This is a genomic window from Cellvibrio fontiphilus, assembly GCF_042646205.1.
GTDB lineage: Bacteria > Pseudomonadota > Gammaproteobacteria > Pseudomonadales > Cellvibrionaceae > Cellvibrio > Cellvibrio fontiphilus_A.
The window spans coordinates 58,581-77,758 of record NZ_JBHRTF010000006.1 but is presented as its reverse complement, the minus strand read 5'-3'; the positions used below and the strand labels follow the sequence as shown (position 1 = coordinate 77,758).

At 49.1% G+C, this 19,178-nt stretch carries 17 protein-coding genes, 2 tRNA genes and 1 riboswitch; of the genes, 5 read left to right on the top strand and 14 right to left on the bottom strand.

The window, feature by feature from the left end; genetic code table 11:
- Window positions 1-148 precede the first annotated feature (148 nt).
- From xseA to ACFODX_RS14100, 4 genes are all read left to right on the top strand, one after another.
- Window positions 149-1,537: an exodeoxyribonuclease VII large subunit gene (xseA, locus tag ACFODX_RS14115; protein WP_378120267.1), complete on the top strand. Its 1,389-nt coding sequence runs from the start codon at window positions 149-151 to the stop codon at window positions 1,535-1,537.
- Window positions 1,538-1,639: 102 nt separating this feature from the next.
- A riboswitch (TPP riboswitch) is annotated at window positions 1,640-1,766 on the top strand.
- A 37-nt stretch (window positions 1,767-1,803) separates the two neighbouring features.
- Window positions 1,804-2,949: an FAD-dependent oxidoreductase gene (locus ACFODX_RS14110; RefSeq protein WP_378120265.1), complete on the top strand. Its 1,146-nt coding sequence runs from the start codon at window positions 1,804-1,806 to the stop codon at window positions 2,947-2,949.
- A 3-nt stretch (window positions 2,950-2,952) separates the two neighbouring features.
- Complete coding sequence (gene thiS / locus ACFODX_RS14105) at window positions 2,953-3,159, top strand: sulfur carrier protein ThiS (RefSeq protein WP_378120263.1); 207 nt, start codon at window positions 2,953-2,955, stop codon at window positions 3,157-3,159.
- A gap of 1 nt (window position 3,160) precedes the next feature.
- Window positions 3,161-3,964: a thiazole synthase gene (locus ACFODX_RS14100; protein WP_378120260.1), complete on the top strand. Its 804-nt coding sequence runs from the start codon at window positions 3,161-3,163 to the stop codon at window positions 3,962-3,964.
- A 21-nt stretch (window positions 3,965-3,985) separates the two neighbouring features.
- Here the strand turns inward: ACFODX_RS14100 and ACFODX_RS14095 are convergent, their stop codons facing one another.
- From ACFODX_RS14095 to ACFODX_RS14030, 14 genes are all read right to left on the bottom strand, one after another.
- Complete coding sequence (locus ACFODX_RS14095) at window positions 3,986-5,305, bottom strand: HD-GYP domain-containing protein (protein WP_378120258.1); 1,320 nt, start codon at window positions 5,303-5,305, stop codon at window positions 3,986-3,988.
- Window positions 5,306-5,458: 153 nt separating this feature from the next.
- A complete protein-coding gene (locus ACFODX_RS14090; protein WP_378120256.1) occupies window positions 5,459-6,358 on the bottom strand; it encodes an AEC family transporter in 900 nt (299 codons plus the stop codon).
- Between the two features lie 173 nt (window positions 6,359-6,531).
- Window positions 6,532-6,618, bottom strand: a tRNA-Leu gene (locus ACFODX_RS14085).
- Window positions 6,619-6,652: 34 nt separating this feature from the next.
- A tRNA-Cys gene (locus ACFODX_RS14080) sits at window positions 6,653-6,726 on the bottom strand.
- 134 nt (window positions 6,727-6,860) lie between these two features.
- Entirely contained in the window at window positions 6,861-8,597 is a 1,737-nt protein-coding gene (gene ltrA / locus ACFODX_RS14075; RefSeq protein WP_378120254.1) for a group II intron reverse transcriptase/maturase, read from the bottom strand.
- 1,009 nt (window positions 8,598-9,606) lie between these two features.
- The gene (gene pgsA, locus ACFODX_RS14070; protein WP_378120251.1) at window positions 9,607-10,161 is read right to left on the bottom strand and encodes a CDP-diacylglycerol--glycerol-3-phosphate 3-phosphatidyltransferase; all 555 of its coding nucleotides are present in this window, start codon (window positions 10,159-10,161) and stop codon (window positions 9,607-9,609) included.
- A 116-nt stretch (window positions 10,162-10,277) separates the two neighbouring features.
- On the bottom strand, window positions 10,278-12,116 hold the full coding sequence (uvrC, locus tag ACFODX_RS14065; RefSeq protein ID WP_378120249.1) for an excinuclease ABC subunit UvrC: 1,839 nt from the start codon (window positions 12,114-12,116) through the stop codon (window positions 10,278-10,280).
- Window positions 12,117-12,167: 51 nt separating this feature from the next.
- Window positions 12,168-12,821, bottom strand: coding sequence for a response regulator (locus tag ACFODX_RS14060; RefSeq protein WP_324259014.1), 654 nt, complete (start codon window positions 12,819-12,821; stop codon window positions 12,168-12,170).
- Between the two features lie 243 nt (window positions 12,822-13,064).
- Window positions 13,065-14,081 carry a UDP-N-acetylmuramate dehydrogenase gene (gene murB / locus ACFODX_RS14055; protein WP_378120246.1) on the bottom strand — a complete coding sequence of 339 codons (1,017 nt, stop codon included), beginning with the start codon at window positions 14,079-14,081 and terminating at the stop codon, window positions 13,065-13,067.
- Between the two features lie 51 nt (window positions 14,082-14,132).
- Window positions 14,133-14,606 carry a low molecular weight protein-tyrosine-phosphatase gene (locus tag ACFODX_RS14050; RefSeq protein WP_378120244.1) on the bottom strand — a complete coding sequence of 158 codons (474 nt, stop codon included), beginning with the start codon at window positions 14,604-14,606 and terminating at the stop codon, window positions 14,133-14,135.
- A gap of 21 nt (window positions 14,607-14,627) precedes the next feature.
- Window positions 14,628-15,389, bottom strand: a complete 762-nt coding sequence (gene kdsB, locus ACFODX_RS14045) for a 3-deoxy-manno-octulosonate cytidylyltransferase (protein WP_378120240.1) — start codon at window positions 15,387-15,389, stop codon at window positions 14,628-14,630.
- A 26-nt stretch (window positions 15,390-15,415) separates the two neighbouring features.
- The gene (gene lpxK, locus ACFODX_RS14040; protein ID WP_378120238.1) at window positions 15,416-16,474 is read right to left on the bottom strand and encodes a tetraacyldisaccharide 4'-kinase; all 1,059 of its coding nucleotides are present in this window, start codon (window positions 16,472-16,474) and stop codon (window positions 15,416-15,418) included.
- 109 nt (window positions 16,475-16,583) lie between these two features.
- On the bottom strand, window positions 16,584-17,009 hold the full coding sequence (locus ACFODX_RS14035; protein WP_378120236.1) for an ExbD/TolR family protein: 426 nt from the start codon (window positions 17,007-17,009) through the stop codon (window positions 16,584-16,586).
- A gap of 18 nt (window positions 17,010-17,027) precedes the next feature.
- A complete protein-coding gene (locus ACFODX_RS14030; RefSeq protein WP_324259008.1) occupies window positions 17,028-17,654 on the bottom strand; it encodes a MotA/TolQ/ExbB proton channel family protein in 627 nt (208 codons plus the stop codon).
- Window positions 17,655-17,892: 238 nt separating this feature from the next.
- Between ACFODX_RS14030 and ACFODX_RS14025 the strand changes: the two genes are divergently transcribed.
- Window positions 17,893-19,059: a glycosyltransferase gene (locus tag ACFODX_RS14025; protein ID WP_378120233.1), complete on the top strand. Its 1,167-nt coding sequence runs from the start codon at window positions 17,893-17,895 to the stop codon at window positions 19,057-19,059.
- Window positions 19,060-19,178 lie beyond the last annotated feature (119 nt).

Below are 19,178 nucleotides of genomic sequence, written 5' to 3'. Positions count from 1 at the left end.
ACCTCAAAGCGGAGAAAAATAAGCGCGAAAGTATAGCGACTTGGGCGCCGCCGGTAAACCAAAAACCACAATATCTAGTGGTCGCAAACCCGGCTGGGCGCCGATTAAGGCTATACCCTGCGGGGTGCATCCCCTAGAATGGCACCCTATGACAACTACACATTTCACCGCCGATCCAGCAAGCAGCCCCGCCAATAACGGGCGCGAGATTTTCAGCGTGAGCCAGCTCAATCGCCACGCGCGCCAACTGCTGGAAACCCACCTGCCACTTTTGTGGGTAGAGGGCGAACTTTCCAATGTCTCCACCCCCTCCTCCGGCCACTGGTACTTCACCCTCAAAGACGACCAAGCCCAGGTGCGCTGCTGCATGTTCCGCAATCGCAACATGCTGGTGCGCTTTAAGCCCCAGCAAGGGCAGCATGTGTTGCTGCGCGCACGAGTCAGCCTGTATGAGGGGCGTGGCGACTACCAACTGATTGCCGAACACATGGAGGAAGCCGGCAGCGGCGCCTTGCAACGCGCGTTTGACGAACTCAAACATCGCCTGTCGCAAGAAGGCCTGTTTAACGAGGCGCACAAAAAAGCCCTGCCACCACTGCCGCAACACATAGGGGTCATTACCTCGCCCACCGGTGCCGCAATTCGCGATGTATTGAGCGTACTGGAACGGCGCTTCCCGAGCATTCCGGTCACCGTGATTCCAGTTGCCGTGCAAGGCAAAGAATCGGCGCCACAGATCGTCAAGGCGATAGAGCTCGCCAATCGCTGCGGTTTATTTGATGTACTGCTACTCACCCGCGGCGGCGGCTCGATGGAGGATCTCTGGTCGTTTAACGACGAAAATGTCGCCCGCGCGATTTTTAACAGCCAGTTACCTATAGTCTGCGGCGTGGGCCACGAGGTTGACTTTACCATTGCCGATTTTGTCGCCGACCTGCGCGCGCCCACACCTTCTGCAGCGGCCGAGCTGCTGGTGCCAGACGGCGACGAGTGGCTGGATAAATTTATCGGCTTTGAAGTGTTGTTAGAGGAAGCTATGCAGCGGCGACTACAGCAGTGGCAGCGGCATTTACATCACCTACAGCAACGTTTACGCCACCCGCGCGAGCGCCTGGAGCAGCAAGCCCAGCGTTTGGACAACCTGGAGCTGCGCCTGAAAAACCACATCAAACAGCTACTGAGGGACCACAAAAATAATGTGCAGCAACTTAGGATTCGCCAGCAAGCGCACCATCCGCAGCTGCGACTAGAACAACTGAAGGAGCGAATTGCCGCAAACAGCGCAAACTTGCACAAGGCACAAATACGCATTCTTCAGCGCAAGCAGCAAAACCTGATCGAAACCCTGCGCCTATTAAATACACTGAATCCGCTTAGCACCCTGGAGCGAGGTTACGCGTTAGTCACCGATTCCCAAACCCGTAAAGTTATCACCAGCAGTGAACAGGTGATTCCGGGCAGCGAAATCAGCGCGCGCCTCGCGCAGGGTGAATTAATCTGCAGAGTGGAACAAGTGAGAAGCAAATCCGATAGCTGAGATATGAAAGCCCAGCCAGATAGATCTACTTACAAAGATAGATCTACTCATAAATACTAGTCGTATAGATTGCGAAGTAATTTTGCGGCCAGTATATTGGCCAACTTCTTGTCGGAGCGCCTTGGTGCCTCACCTGCGGGTGAGCCATACGGAGGCTGAGATGGGTTCGGCCCAATCCGTAGAACCTGAACAGGCTAATACCTGCGGAGGGAACAAGGCACATCGCAACTGCTATTGCCCGCTCTCCGCCTCGACACTGGGGCACTATGACAACCAAATCGACAACAACTGAAGCGACAAACACCTCAACACCTGAGCGAATTGCTATTGCTGGCGCAGGCTTATTGGGGCGCCTACTCGCCTGGCAACTCAACCAAGCAGGAATTGATGTCACGCTGTTTGAGGCTGGAAGCTTCACCATCACCAATCCGCAATCCAACCGCGCCGCCGCATTCACCGCCGCCGGCATGGTCGCACCACTGAGCGAAGCTGTTGTATCGGATGCGGGTGTTTATCGCATGGGGCAATTTGCCCTTGGGCATTGGCCGCAGTGGGTAAAACAATTAATAGATACGTCCGCTTGCTCACCCAACGACGAATTATTTTTTAATAAGGGCAGCCTAGTGGTTGCCCACCCACAAGACACCGCCGAGCTGGAACAATTTGAACGGGAATTGAAATTCGTTATTCCTGAGTGTCGCCATTACCAGCGAGTCACCCAATCGCAGATCCATGAACTGGAGCCAGACCTGAGCCAACACTTTCAGCATGGCTTATTTCTTGAAGAAGAAGGGCACTTGCACAACCGCCGATTTTTACACCAGCTAGGTGAAGCGATTTTGCACAGTAATATCCATTTGCGCGAACACAGTCAGGTAAGTGTTTCTCCCGGCAAAGTTTCCTTTGATGGCATCAGCGAAAATTTTGATCTAGTGATCGATTGTCGCGGCATAGGCGCCAAACCACAATTAAAACAATTGCGCGGTGTACGCGGCGAAACACTGCATGTGCAAACAACAGAAATACAATTGCAGCGCCCTGTGCGCCTGATGCATCCTCGCTATCAACTCTATGTAGTTCCGAAACCGGACAACTTTTTCGTGATAGGCGCAACACAAATCGAAAGCGAAGACCGCTCTCCCGTTACCTTACAATCTAGTCTCGAATTGAGCAGCGCGCTCTATACGCTGTCACCCGCATTTGCAGAAGCGCGAATTATTGAAATGGACAGCAATTTGCGCCCGGCATTTATGGACAACCTACCCAAAGTCACCGTTGCGAATGGGCTTATCACGGCCAATGGTTTATTCCGCCACGGATACTTGTTAGCACCGGCAGTCGTTGAAAATATTCTCGCGCATGTTTTGCAGCGAGGCGAGCCTGTTTTTTCAGATATTCTAAACCGACATTAACTTATGAAAATTCAATTAAGCGTTAATAATGAGCCGCACGAAATTGCCATCAATACCTCACTTGGCGATGCATTGACAAGATGGGGTTATGGCGATGGCAAAATTGCAGTGGCGATCAATGGCGAATTTGTACCGCGCTCCACCTACAGCGAACGCTTGCTCCAGCAAGGCGATTTAATCGATATAGTCAAACCCGTGGGCGGAGGCTGATATGAGCATTACCACACCTGAAAAAGATTTCACTCTCTATGGCGAGCATTTTTCCAGCCGTTTTTTATTAGGCACTGCACTCTACGCATCACCGCAATTAATGCGCGACTCAATCACACAATCGCGCTGTGAAATAGTCACACTGGGGTTACGCAGGCAAAACCCGGCCAATCGCGATGGCGATGCTATTTGGCAATATATTCAGGAAAGTGGCTGCCGTTTACTACCCAACACTGCAGGCTGCAAATCCGTTAAGGAAGCAGTGACGCTTGCAGAAATGTCGCGCGAGATTTTTACTACGGACTGGATCAAGCTGGAAGTGGTTGGCGATGATTACAATTTGCAGCCCGATCCTTTTGGACTAGTGGAAGCGGCCGAAATTTTAATTAAAAAAGGTTTTAAAGTTTTACCCTATTGCACTGACGATTTAATTTTGTGCAAACGCCTGTTGGATGTCGGCTGCGAAGTGCTGATGCCTTGGGGTTCACCGATTGGCACAGGACAGGGTTTATTAAACCGCTACAACTTGCGCACCCTACGCGAGCGCATTAAGGATGTACCGATGATTATCGACGCAGGACTTGGCGCCCCCTCACAAGCGACAGAGGCAATGGAAATGGGCTTCGATGGCATCCTGCTAAATACTGCGGTCGCCAAAGCCCATAACCCACCACTCATGGCAGAAGCCTTCGCTGATGCAATAGATGCAGGCCGCAAAGCGTTTAACGCGGGGTTGATGCAAAAACGCCAAACGGCCAGCCCCAGCACACCTACGATTGGGCAACCATTTTGGCACCAGCAATAGCCGAAAGCTTTAGCGCAACCATTAATTCAGCGGCTGATCCGGGCGCTCCAGATAGCCGCTGATATTCATAAAACCTTCTTCAATGCGCGCGCGGATTGTTGGATCTTTAGCCTCACCTGACGCAATATACATTTGCACCATTCTACTCAAGCGCTGCAAATGAAATAGCATTTCCTGCTGCACCAGTGACGCATCGGCCACCACCTTGCTCATCCCTACACCCTCATCGCTTGCCATAGACTCCAGGGACTCTCGCAAATCCGCCTTGAATAACATGGTGCCTTTGAAAGTGGTTGCTATGTGAAAGATAATATTCTGCAGCGCATGCAGCTTTCTATCACCATGGGTATAACCCACTGCCGTTAAACAATCGCGCAACTGTATAAACCAATTTTGTAAATGTAAATTTTGCTGCAGCATACGCTCAGCAAATTCCGGCACACCACTGCCGTGCACCACATTCGGCAAAGGTAATTCACTGCGATGAATCATAGTCGATACAATTTCACAACTGCGATAAAGATAAGCTGCACGATTCATTTCCAGCACAGGAATCACCTCTCGCCAGCGACGCCCCTGTGCTTTAAAACGATTAAAATAAATACCAACAACAGCATCAGCAACTGCAAGTATCTGCCCCGCAAGTGATAATTCACTTTCCACTTTGGCAAGTGGATAGCCAGTACCATCACACCGCTCGTGATGCTCCGCTACCGCAGCAACAATAACTGCAGGAAGCCCAGGAACCGAGGCCAATATAGAGCGGGAAATTTCTACATGCCCTTGAATATGCTGCCAATCTTCTGTGCTCAATTTTTCGGTTTTATGTAAGATTTTTGGATCAACAAAAAGCATGCCTATGTCATGCGTCATGCCCGCCCAAAAAACGTCAGCTGCATCACTTGGCGGCAGGCGCATTTCTTGCGCGATATATAACCCCCACAAACCAACACAAAGTGTTCTTTGGAATAAATCATTCATCTGGGAGGACATGACTGTCAAAAATTGTTGCACCAAGGGAAACTTATCCAATTCAGCACAAACAGGTTCGAGTGAACTGAGTGGATGTTTACGCTCTGCAAGCGACTGAAAGTATTCCGTAGAACGAATGGTATCAAGTAGATACTGCAACAAACCGGCTGCGCTAATGAGAGAGGATAACCGCACATAGTGGGCAAGCGGCTTGGCAAGTTGCTTACCCTGTAAAAGACGATAAGCCTGTTCATCGACCGGAGCAGCTGCCGCAAGCAACAAGTTCCCATCAACAGTAACAATATCTTCTATTACAGTGACCGGATTGGTTGTCGACAAATTAACGAGATAACGCAGATAAGGATCCAAAGCTGATGGACTCCATTCAAAAAATTGACCTCCCCTGCCGATGTATTTTTATTTACGGCAAGCCTCCTCCATGTTTTATTTTCCTATCAATCAATTCAAAACAATCACTCTAACCAATCTAGAAAAATACAAAAGTAATAAAGTGTTACCCACTTAGCGAATTGTCATGCTCCACACCCACACGCTAACCAAACCTAATAACAAACTATAACCCACCACCGAGGCAGCCAAACGCGGCGCCAAATTGTGCGCTGTAGCCAATACGCCGGCTGAAATCATCGCCGGCATAGCCGCCTCAAGCACAATCACCTCAGCTGCCACACCTTGAATACCAAATAGCTCAAGGCCTAGCCATGCAAATGCAGGGGTGACAATCAAGATATAAAACAAACCTAACAACAGTGGAGATAAATACTCCCGCTCAAGGGAAAGCTGCCACTGCAGCCCCACGGCAACCATCACCACAGGAACCAGTGTAGATGATATTCGCGCAAGCACTAGCTGCAACCACTCAGGGTAAACCCCAAAAACACCCACCAGAAATGCAATAACCAGAGTAATAAACGGCGGAAAAAGCATAATATTGCGCAAAATTTCCACGACCGAACTATGCCCAGCTGAAAAGTAACAAGCCATGGCTACACCCACCGTATTGAGTGCGATAAATGTTCCCAATTGATCGTACAAAATGGTGTAAGGCAAAGCCTCTGCACCTAAATGCGCCTCTATCAGGGGAATACCTACAAACCCCGTATTGCCGAGAGTTACCAAGAGCATCATCGCCCCCGTCACTGGCCTTGACCATGAAAGCACACGCGCCGTAACCCAAGTGAGTAGCGCTGCAAACAACATAATCAGCCAAGCGGAAACGACAGTAATCACTGCCTGATGGTTGAAGTGAAGCTTGGGAATTTCAAGTAACACCAACGCCGGCAAGGCGACATAAATCACGTACAAATTAAGCGAAGCTGCCGCATTCTCTGGCAAACGTTTGCTGCGCCGAAATAACAGCCCAACCAATAAACAAATGATCACTAGCGCAATATTGGACATAAATAGAGTTAAAAATAATTAATCAATTCCAGCCAGTAGCCCTAATAGCCGCGTCCTGCAACTTAAAGATGGCTAGTATTCTAGCCGCCGGATTTAACCTTGATCAGAAACAATGGCATAAAAAAACCGCATTGCTGCGGCTTTTTATTTTTATGAACGGTGTAATTTAAACATGGTGCCCGAGGCCGGACTTGAACCGGCACGACCAAAAGATCGACAGATTTTAAATCTGTTGTGTCTACCGATTTCACCACTCGGGCAGAGTGCTTTTACGTCGGTACGCAAAAGGGAAAGTGGAGGCGCGATCCGGAGTCGAACCGGACTAGCTGGATTTGCAATCCAGAGCATAACCGCTTTGCTATCGCGCCTTTTCGGTCGGGTAGGAACAGGTCATTACTGACCCATTCCCCCCTAAGAACCGTGCGTGCGATTTTCACCGCACACGGCTCAAGTTTACTGCAAGCTGATATAACCAGCCGGCAACATCAGAGAGGCGCGAATCTTACACACCTAACCCACTGTATTGCAACTCTTTTATGCACCCTTGACTATGAATCAAGGCGTGACAATTTGGATGAAGCAATGCGCGGTTATCTTTGCGATCAGACCCGCCATCAACACGTCTTACGATGTGATGATCGTGCCAGCCACTTTGCATTGATATTCCGCCACCACAGTAAGCACACAAACCCAGTTGTCTGGCGAAAATTGACCAGACTTCTTTGCGGTAGCGCAGTTTATGCCGCATCCGCTGGACTCGCAGTGCCTCCCATTTTTCCTCGTGTTCCGCGTCATACGGATGGTAATCCGTTGGTAAACGCTTGTGGCGCACGATTGGGGTGCTCGCTAACCCGTAGAGTCGGCGATACCTTACTTCTCCTGATTGCAATTTATGCGCTAGCGCAAACACCCAACTTCGCTCACCGATGGATTTGAAGTATCGCTTCCGAATCCACTCAATGGACTTGTTAGGGTGTCTGTGTTTTGCCCACCGCCATATTCGCCAGAAGATTAAATGCTCCAGCTTGCTGAAGGTTTGCTTTGCCACCACTGGAGAATGGTATTCCGCCCATCCCCGCAACACCGGATTCAATTGGCCAATTAACGCATCCTGCGTTAATGCGCCGCTGTTTTTAATAATCGCCGCCACCTTTTGGTAAAACGCTTGCGCATTTTTCTTGGATGGTTTGATAAACAGCTTGGCCTTTCGATACGGTGACTTAGGCACATATTTTCTGAAATTCCATCCCAGAAAATCGAAGCCGGTGTTGATGTGAGTAATGCGTGTTTTCTCCTGTGATAGCTGAACTCCTCGTACTGACAGAAATTCCTCTACCCAAGGCTTCACTTCGTTTTCCAGCAACTCTTTCGAATAAGCTGTAATCACAAAGTCATCTGCATATCTCACCACCTGTAACCCAAGTTGTTTGGATTTAGTTTTACCAATCGTCTGCGCAAAGTGCGTTTTTAATTGGCTTTCCAATCCATTCAGAGTGGCGTTAGCCAAGCAGGGCGAAATAATCCCGCCCTGCGGTGTTCCTGCCCTCGTTTCTGCAAACTGGTGCTTGTCGATCACACCGGCCTTTAACCATTTGTTTAACACCGCTTTGTTCATGGGAACATTACGGCATAGCCACTCGTGGTTAATGTTGTCAAAGAAGCCTTTGATATCACCTTCCAATATCCAAGTCGGTGCCACAGAGGGCGCCAACAAGTGAAAGAGTTCTACCATCGCATCAGCGGTTGATCGGTCAGGCCGGAAGCCATAACTTTTCGGGTCGCTGGTGCTTTCTACAACAGGCTCCAATCCTTGCAAGTAGAGCGCTTGCATTGCCCGATCCAACATCGTCGGGATGCCTAGCGGGCGCTTTTCTTGCTTGCCGGGTTTGGGTATCCATACCCGTTTTAGCGGTTTTGGTTGATAACCCCGCTTATGTGACAAACGCTTCACGGCATTCCATTTGGCAGTTGGCGTACTCCATGTTTCACCATCCACGCCCGGTGTCTTGCGACCCCGATTCTCTGTAACTCGCTTTACGGCCATACAGCGTCCGTAGAATGAGTGAGCAAGTAATCGTTGAAGTCGAAAAACCCTTCGCCAATCACCCGCCTGCGTCGCCTGCGCGATCTTCAATTGCGTCTTCCGAACGGTGCGATAAGCCTTTTCCCAGTTGATCTGGTGCCAGCCTGTCGCCTCGTCAGAGGACGTAGCGTGCATCGTTTCCGATGGTAGATTCATACAGTCCTCCTGAGTGGATAGAAATAACTACCCGTCAGGCGGACTACTCCCCCGAAGGGTAGTGTCTACCCTTCAGGTGAGTTAATAGATTGAAATCAGCAAAAGTTCACACGCGTGTAAACCAGATGTACGTCAGCCAGGGTTGCCCCAGTCGGTAATATCTCAACCGATATACCCTCGATTACAGAGAGTCATTCGCTTTTTACACCCTCCTATTCCCCACACTCATCAGCGCTTCTTGCGAAGCCCCTGCCTGTGCCGATCTTCTGGCCGTGGGCGAGTGGTCGGGATTGCCACGTTCCCCGCTTCGCATCATTTCACTGTTTAGGCTTCATCTCTCCTCCGGCAGCTTTGAGGTGTCGCCGCACATACCTCTACTGTGCAGACCAGCTGCAATGCGATTTTGGCTAAAGCCGATAATTGCCGTAGGCTCATCAATTGTGACGAAGGTTCAGACGATGATTCACGTATGTTAGCCATGCAGATACTGTCGCTAGCCCCAATAAACCTGTGCAATTCAGGTTTAAACCTGCCTTGTCACCAAAGCATGGCACTGTAGAACAGCAGGGACATTGTTAATCGAGCTTCACACCTCAAGGTTGGCCCTCAAAGCATGTCGATCTAGCGAACTAACGGACACACGTTAGGCTTGATACCCCAAACAAAGATATGGAGCCAAGCAATACGAAACGGAGCACATTTACATGCCTCCGATGTTGAAGTAAGCAAGAACCGTCAAGCGACAGCGAGCTTATTCTGATATACCTCTCTCACTTGTATGCGGGAGAGGTAGCCCATACGGGATACATCCCGCAGGGGTTAATAATGATAAAACTAATATGCTATTTGTTTTTGGTGGCTAGCTACCACGCACCGGAGACACGTAAAACGTGTCGCACAGAGGCCGCAATTCTAGCGGACTCGTTTTGAAAATCCTAGTCTTTTATCAGACTGCTTATAAGGTTTTTTAGCGATTGCTCAAATGCTGTGCAAGTCGATTAAAAAGCCGTTATTTTTTTTCTTGCGCTGGCAATAAAAAGGGCCAAGCAGCGCGCAAATAAAGAATCATCGACCAGAGCGTCAAAATGGCTGCACCCGCCAAAGCGACAAAGCCTATCGGAATTAATAAAGGGATATTGGTTAGCAACACAATAATGGCCGTCATTTGCAGGGTCGTTTTGATTTTACCAATACTGGATACCGCCACACTGGCGCGCTGGCCCACCTCAGCCATCCACTCACGCAATGCCGAAATAACAATTTCGCGCCCTACAATCACGGCCGCTGCCACCACAAACCAAGCCGATTCATAGTGCAGGGTTACCAACAATAACAAGGCGATAGCTACCATTAGCTTATCTGCAACCGGGTCCAGAAATGCGCCAAAAGGAGTGCTTTGGTTGTATTTGCGCGCAACATAACCATCTGCCCAGTCAGTGATGGCAGCCAAACTGAAAATGATGGCGGTAACTATGTGGGACCAACCGAAGGGAAGATAAAAGACAATTACAAACAGCGGAATCATAAATATCCGCAACAGGGTCAACTGGTTAGCAAGATTCATAGCGGGGTCCAGGGTGGAGCTAAAAGTCATATAACTGATCGCGATAATACACCAGCACCGGGGTTTTCACATCCCATGACGCTTTTGTGACACCACAGTAAAACCTAAAACTCACATCAGTCGTTATGGAAGAAACCGTAGATTTCTTCAGCGAGCTTTTGGCTTATTCCGTTTACACGCGCCAAATCACTGATGCTCGCGTTTTGTATTTCCTGCAAGCCACCAAAGTGACGCAGCAATTCACGCCGCCTGCTTGCGCCTATACCGGGGATATCCTCCAAGGTTGAGGTTTTACGTTTTTTATCGCGTCGTTGCTTGTGCCCGGTAATAGCAAATCTGTGCGATTCATCGCGGATGTGTTGGATCAGATGCAGCGCCGGCGAATCACCGGGCAGGACAATCTCCTCTCCGGTGTCACCATCAAATAGCGTTTCAAAACCAGCCTTGCGCGTAGTTCCTTTTGCCACACCAATCAACTGCACCCCTTGCACGCCCAAGTCGGCAAGCACCTCAATGGCTTTCCCCAGCTGTCCCTTACCACCATCAATCAACAATATATCGGGCAATTTGCCTTCGCCGTTCTGCAGCCGGGTATATCGGCGAGTTAAGGCTTGCTCCATTGCTGCGTAATCATCGCCAGGGGTAATGCCTTCTATGTTGAAGCGACGATAATCTGACTTAAGTGGGCCGTTGGTATCAAAGACTACACAACTTGCAACCGTTAGTTCGCCGCTACTGTGGCTGATATCAAAACATTCAAGACGCTGCGGAGTCTCCTCCAATCCCAACGCTTCTTGCAGAGCTTCAAAGCGATCCAGCGAGCTTTTTTTGTTGTTAATGTGGGCAATCAAATTTTGATAAGCAGCCGTTGCAGCCATCTGCAACCATTGCGCCCTGTGGCTACGTACCTGATGGTTAATAAAAACTTGTCGCCCTGCTGCCTGCTGCAAGGCAGATGCAATCACCTCGCCATCCTCCAGCGGCTGACTCAGGATAACCTCGCGGGGAATATCGCGCCCGGTACTGGCCAGATAAAACTGCGGAATAAATTCGGCGAGAATCTCGGCAGGCGTTTCGGCCAAGGTCGCCGAGGGATAAAAACTTCGACTACCCAGAATTCGCCCCTGACGAATAAATAAAATATGAACACAAATAGCCGCCGCACGCATTTCAGCTGCAATTACATCTATATCACCATTACCTTCCTCAATAACCTGCTGGGATTGCACAGTGCGCAAAGCCGTGATTTGATCACGATAATTTGCCGCCTTTTCAAACTGTAATTGCTGTGCGGCGCCATCCATTTGGTCCGCCAGTTCAGCCAGCAATTTGTCACTGTTTCCCGTTAAAAAAAGGCGGGTGTGATGAAGGTCTTTTTTATAGTCCTCTGGTGAAATGAACTCTACGCAAGGCGCAGTACAACGTTTGATTTGGTACTGTAAGCAAGGTCGAGTGCGATTTTTAAATACGCTGTCCTCACACTGGCGTGTGCGAAAAGTTTTTTGCAAAAAGTTCAGGCTATCTTTAACCGCACCCACATTAGGAAATGGCCCGTAATAGTCCCCACGTTTTTTTTTGGCGCCGCGATGAAAAGAAATGCGCGGATATTCCTCGCCACTGGAGATAAAAATATAAGGGTAGGATTTATCGTCTCGCAACAGAATATTGTAGGGTGGACGATTGGATTTAATCAGGTTCTGCTCAAGAATTAAGGCCTCTGTTTCGCTGGCCGTAACTGTGACTTCAATTCGCGCGATACGTGCAACCAATGCCTGGGTTTTTGGTGTCAGGCCAGTTTTACGGAAATAGCTGGAGAGCCGCGCCTTGAGGTTTTTGGCTTTGCCGACATAAAGGATTGCACCGTCAGCACCGAACATTTGGTAAATGCCCGGCTGCTGGGTGGTACTACTTAAAAAACGGGAGTGATCGAAAAGTTCGGCAGGCTCTTGTGTCATGACAGCACTGTTTGCCAAATCTCAATATTTAACAAAAGGAGCGGCAGCCACTTAAACGACTGCCTCGGGATCAAGAAGATTATGTTTCACCGCCAACAGCGTCAGCTCGACATCACTATTAATGGAGAGCTTCTCAAAAATGCGATAGCGATAGGAATTAACCGTTTTTGGACTCACGCAAAAAGTAGTTGCTATATCGTTCACTTTTTGGCCATTCGCAATCAACATAGCAGTTTGAAGTTCACGTTGTGACAGTTTTTCAAAAGGCGATTCCTGATTACTCGCCCCAGAAAAAGTTCTGAGTGCTAATTGCTGCGCAATTGAATTGCTCATGTAGAGCTCGCCGCGAATCACCTTATTGATGGCATCCGTGATTTCAGTAAACTCCGCTCCTTTGGTGACATAACCCACCGCGCCCGCCTGCATCAAACGGGTTGGGTAAAGATCATCATCACAAGCGGTAACAGCGATAATTTTCAGTGTGGGATTAACCGAGAGCAGCTTTTTGGTCGCTTCAAGGCCGCCCATACCGGGCATTTTTACATCCATTAATACTACGTCAGGCTTCAATGCGCGCGCCTTGGTTACCGCCTCTTCACCACTTTTGGCATCCCCAACCACTTGATAGCCGTTTACATCGGCCAACATACGCACTATCCCCATGCGAACTAGATCGTGATCATCGACTACGAGAATCTTTGTCAAACTAGCCCCCAATCCGAAACCGGACTTATCAACATTGTTTTTATTAAAGCGACAGCCAACCCAGGTTTGCTGCTACGTTTTTCACGATTGTAGTGAGACTCCGGACAAACTACCACTACTTAATCGCCCGTTGGCGCATTCTTAAATACCGATAATCTTTTTCTCGGGACTTTTATTTAATACTTTAGTTATGAAGAAGGTTGATCGTCAAAAACCAGCAAGCTCCGCCAGTAAACAGCCCGGTCAGGGATAGACACGCGGCTCCATTTCCAAACTGACCCCAAACTCGGCATATACCGAATCCTGAACCCGTTTTGCCAAGGCTAACACCGCGCTGCCGTATAAGTGTTGCGGATTGGTCAGCACTAGCGCTTGCTGCACGTGGACTTGGGCACCATCGGCAGTTTTGCCGCGCCATCCCGCTCTATCTATTAACCAGGCAGCAGCTAACTTGGCAGAATCCTCATTTACAGCATAGCTGACAATATCCGGATACTTGGAGCGTAAAACAGACAGTTGCCCGGTACTGATAATAGGGTTTTTAAAAAAACTGCCAACGTTGGGAATGAGCGCAGGATCTGGTAGTTTTTCCGACCGTATAGCAATAACTGCATCGCTGATTGCTTGCGGAGTTGGCTTCTCCACACCTGCGAGTGCATGTTGCAACGCAGGGTAAGACAGGTTTGGTCTGGGCGTTTTAGCCAGGCAAAAAGTGACCGATGTAATCACATACTGGTCTTTCAAGGTGTGTTTAAAAATACTGTCGCGATAGCCAAAACGACAACTTTCATTAGTAAAGTTAACTGTCAGGCCTGAGCGAATTTCAAGCGCAGTTAGCTCGCTGATCAAATCCTTTACCTCAACGCCATAAGCACCAATATTTTGAATAGGTGCCGCCCCTACACTACCCGGGATAAGTGATAAGTTTTCCAACCCATAAAATCCCTCGGCCAGGGTGTACTCAACCAGTTGATGCCAATTTTCGCCGGCGGAAACTTTTAACCAAACAAAATTTTCATCTTCCGCGATGAGTTCTTTACCCTGGGATTTGAGCTGGATTACCACGCCGGGAAAATCGCTCTGCAATACTATGTTACTACCGCCCCCCAACAACAAATGAGGCAGGTTTTCAGTGCGCGAGAAAGCCAAAGCCTCACGCAGCTCGCTATCGTTGTGTACTGCCACAAAATAATCGGCGATGGCGGGTACAGCGAGGGTATTTAATTTCTGCAAATTAAAATGGGGCAAAAAAAGTGGCACAGCAATTTCACCTGAGGATTGGATTTGTGTAGAAGCTGGTTGATAGGTTGTCTAATACAAGCGCTGACGGATATGCGTTAACAGGCCTTCGGCAGCCGCTTCCACTAAATCCAACACCAATTCAAAACCATCTGCACCACCGTAATAAGGATCAGGCACCTCGCGATAATCACTGCGGTTACCAAACTCCAGAAACAGCCCTAAATGACCGGCAAAATGCTCAGGTTTGATGCGCTGCAAATCTGCCAAATTAGCTTTATCCATTGCCAACACATAATCAAATTCATCAAAGTCGCTGGTTTTCACTTGGCGCGCACGCAGTACGGACAAGTCATAACCGCGCTTGCGCGCAGCAGCTACAGTACGGGAATCTGGCGCCTTACCAACATGCCAGTCGCCGGTACCCGCTGAATCTACGGTAATTTTTTGATCCAGCCCCGCTTTTGAAACCAATTCACGAAAAATACCGTCAGCCGTTGGCGAGCGACAAATATTGCCGAGGCAAACAAATAAAACCTTGGTCATAAACCCTCTGCAAATATCGAATTAATTTTCAAGTAATGATTTAACGCGTAGCAAATCTGCTTCGGTATCTACACCGCCCGGTACAGCAGCACAGGCTTCAGCAATGTGGATGGCTTCACCATTGGCCAACACCCGCAGTTGTTCAAGTGATTCAATAGTTTCAAGCTGTGCTTGGGGCCAGGTTACAAAACGATGCAATAAAGCCACGCGATAAGCGTAGATACCAATATGGCGCTGAGCGGGAAAATTATCAGGCAGGGAATTAACATCAGCCCGCGCAAAAAAATCGCGTGGCCAAGGGATAGGCGCACGACTGAAATAAAGCGCCCTACCCCGTTGGTCAGCCACAACTTTCACAATATTCGGATTACGGAAATCATCCAATGAATGAATTGGCTCACTCAAAGTTGCCATACCGGCAAATTCATTACTGGCAATATTTTCAGCAACCTGATTGATAACCGCAGGCGGAATCAACGGCTCATCGCCCTGCACATTGACCACTATATCGCCCTCACCCAGCCCCAGCTGGGTGACTACTTCCTGCAACCGATCTGTACCGGAGTTATGCGCAGCCGACGTCATGCACACTCGCGCACCAAAACTTTTTGCTACAGCCTCGATGCGTGCATCATCAGTGGCAATCACCACCTCTGTGGCGGCACTTGCACAGGCGCGTTCGTAAACATGCTGGATCATGGGTTTACCCGCTATCTCTTTGAGTGGTTTAGCGGGTAGACGAGTAGAGGCATAACGCGCAGGAATAACAACATAAAAACGCATGGCAAGATTCCGCCTGATAGTAAAAGTTAAAGCCCAAAACGGGATTTTTTTTGTTCAATAATTCGTTCAATTCGCTGGATAAAAGCCGGCCAAAATGTATCGGGCAAGGTTGCATTGATTGCCAGGTAATACCAATCCGGCTGGGCAAATCCCTGGCATTTGACGGCGTCTTTTTCTGTCATTACTACCGGCAAATTGTTATTAAAAATAAAATCGTTCGCTGTGTATGCATGATGATCAGGGAAGGCGTGCAAAACTCCGTGAATATTGCATTCGGCAAGGGTATTCACAAATCGCTGGGGGTTACCAATACCCGCAACAAGGTTTACGGCTTGTCCGTCCAGATAAGCCAGCGCCTGAACTTCACCGGTTGCCACTCGCACCAGTGACTGGGCGCAAATTTGCATAGGAATGAAATACATATTCTCGAATCTGGGCAGGGTGAAATTGTCGTCAGGCGAATTCACAATAACCCAGTCGACACTGGCCAAACGGCTGACCGGTTCGCGTAAAGGGCCCACCGGCAAACGCCAACCATTGCCAATCCCTCGCTGCCCATCCACTACAGCAATTTCGATATCGCGCCCCAATCGATAATGCTGCAAGCCATCGTCACTGAGCAATAGATCGCAGCCCAGGTCTTCCAACAAGCGTGCGGCCGCAAGGCGATCAGCACCGACGCAAACAGCGCAGCCAGTCTGTTGGTAGATACTCATGGGCTCATCACCTGCCTGGGCTGCTGTGCTATCCGCCCCCAGCAAATAAGGATAGTTTTCTGCCCGACCACCATAGCCACGACTCACCACACCCGGATTGTATCCCTGAGCCTGCAGGCCTTTAACCAGAGCAATCAGCAAGGGAGTTTTGCCAGTACCGCCAACCGAGATATTGCCCACCACTATAAGCGGCGTGGCGAGAGTTTTTTGCTGCCAGCGCAATAAACAGTATCGACGAATCATCGATAAAAGGATGAATAACCAATTCAGAGGGAGGAGCAACAAAGTCCAGCGACTTTTGCCATACCAGGCAGACAACCAGATGTCACTGGCGCTGGTCTGGTGTTTAGCCTTGGAGGAGGAATTCAATCGGGTAACCTTGTTCTTTAGAGCACCAAAATGACGAGGGCTTTTGTATGATTCACACAAAAGCCCTGCGAAATCGCCAGGGTAACTGGCGCAAATTGTAACCGAGTTGTCAGTCTTTTTCAGGCTCGGGTTGACGGGTAGTAATGCTCAAACGCGCAAAGCCCAGTTGTCCGGCGACATCCATGGCTTGAACCACGGCTTGATGGGGGGTTTTAGCATCAGCGGTTATCACCAAGGGCAACTCATTATTGCCTTCCGAGGTTTTCTCCAGGGCGGACTTCAGGGTAACCGCTTTATCGTTTACCAAAGCCAGCCCATTAACAGAGTAACTGCCATCGCTATTGATAAGGATTTCAATTTGTTCAGGCAACTCACTGCTCTGCTCACCTACGGCTTCAGGTAAATCCACACTCAAGTGAGTTTCCTTGGTGAAGGTGGTTGAAACCATAAAAAAGATCAGCAGCAGGAATACCACATCGATCAGGGGCGTGAGGTTAATCCCCTGATCTTCTACTTGTTGGCGACGAAATTTCACCTTGCGAGACCCCGCAGCTTAAACCAGTTTCACATCGACACGGCGGTCGCTGTGCAGGGCATCCACCAACTTGATGGCTTCTTCTTCCATAGTGACCACTATGGTATCGATGCGGCGCTGGAAGAAGCGATGGGCAATCATAGCGGGAATCGCCACCACCAAACCTGCAGCGGTTGTGTAGAGCGCGACCGAAATACCGCCAGCCAATACCCCGGTATTACCGGTGCCCTGGATCATAATCGAGTTAAACACCTGGATCATGCCGAATACCGTACCCAGCAAGCCCAATAAGGGGGCGACATTGGCAATAGTGCCCAGAATATTCACATAGCGCTCCAGCTCATGAATGACTTGGCTGGCGGCCTCCTGAATAGAATCTTTCATAACTTCACGGCCATGTTTGGAGTTGCTCAAACCGGCTGCCAAAATTTGGCCAAGCGGGGATGACTGCTTAAGCTCGCGCAATTTAGTGGCATCCAACTGGTTGTTTTTAATCCAACTCCAGACCTGTGCTAACAGGGTTTTGGGGGCAATTTTGGTAGGGTTCAGTGTCCAGTAACGCTCGGCACTTACAGCAATAACAATTAATGAACAAGCCAGAATCGGCCACATCAAAAAACCACCAGCCAGAAATATTTCAAACACAGAAACCTTCCTCTTTTTAATTATCCAAAACCGGGGGCGCTTAGCGCCAAACGCGGCGTACATTACCACAAGATTTCACCCTTGCCATTGAACCTCATGCGATAGCATGCCAACAGGGATACAAAACTTTGAGCAAATACAAACTTTTTGCCACTTAACCTTCATCTTGGGCAATTAATCTTCAGAAGTATGTGTTTTTACACCCACATTCTGCAGATACCCAAACAGAGGGAAGGCCATGAAAATTGCTCATATCACCAGCCTGGGAAATCAATTTGACCAAACCATCCAGCGCTACAAAGCCTTGGTATATCCGCGTCGACATATCGAGTATCGCCGCTGGCTGCGCCAACAAACGCGCACATCGCCAAGCCATCTCCAGACACTGGGACAACCATTGGTCGTGTTTGACTTTCGCGATAATCGAATTGACGGCCCGCAAGGCCGACGGTTTTACGGACTTTTTATTTTTTTTGTTCGCAACGGATTTCATCCCATTTTTACCGATAACTATTTGGTACTCGGCAACATTCAGGAGAAGTTCAAGCAATTATGCTTGCGGGAAGATTTTAGTATTTTGTCCCATGAGCAGGATTTAACCGATGGTTATGTGTTGGTAACGGACAAGTGGTATTCCAGCCTTTCCCGACGCGCCGGAAAAATTATCACGATTAATTATCAACCGGATTATTCAGCAAGTGATGCTTGTTTTCCCATGCCATTTCCACTCTTTCCCTCGCTTTACGCTACCGGAGAAGATTTGCGACTGAAGGATTACCGTAAACAACAACGGCAGTGGAAAATATTTTTTGGTGGCGATGCAGCAGCAAAAAAATACAACAAAAATTCCATTCGGAAAATTTATAACAAACTTAGCCGCGCGCAAATATTGGAAATATTATCGGCCAGTTTACCCGGGGAATTATTGCTGGAACTAACCTCCGACGAAACACTTCGCCGCGCCGAACAAACCATCAGCAAGGGAGTGGTAATTATGAATACGCGGCATTGTAAAGTGGAAAGTGAAGCGTGGCTGGGCACCATCGCACGCGCCGATTTTTTCCTCGCCTGCCCCGGCGTGCGCTACCCCATGTCGCACAATCTGATTGAGGCCATGGCCGTCGGCACCATTCCAATAACCCAATACCCGGAGCTGCTTTTCCCCGCATTGGAGCAAGGCAAAAATTGTCTGGTGTTTACCTCGGCAGCCGAATTACCCGCCCTAATCCACAAGGCAAGGGCAATGCAGGGCGAGGAACTCGCCGCGATGAAAGCCAATGTGCAAAGCTACTATGATGAATTTCTCTCACCGCAATCGGCCATTCCACGCTTACTGGCGCATCGCCCAAAACACATCAGCCTGAGGTTGCTGCCCTTCCTCAAACCGGGAGGCGGTTTTGCGTGATCCGTGAGAGTGGCGTCTGGATTTCCCTTGGTGCTGCTCTATAGTTACTGGATGCAATGGGTTTAAGCCGCTGCATATACCAGCAGTTAGCCCTTGGAAAACCTTGGCACCCGGAACAC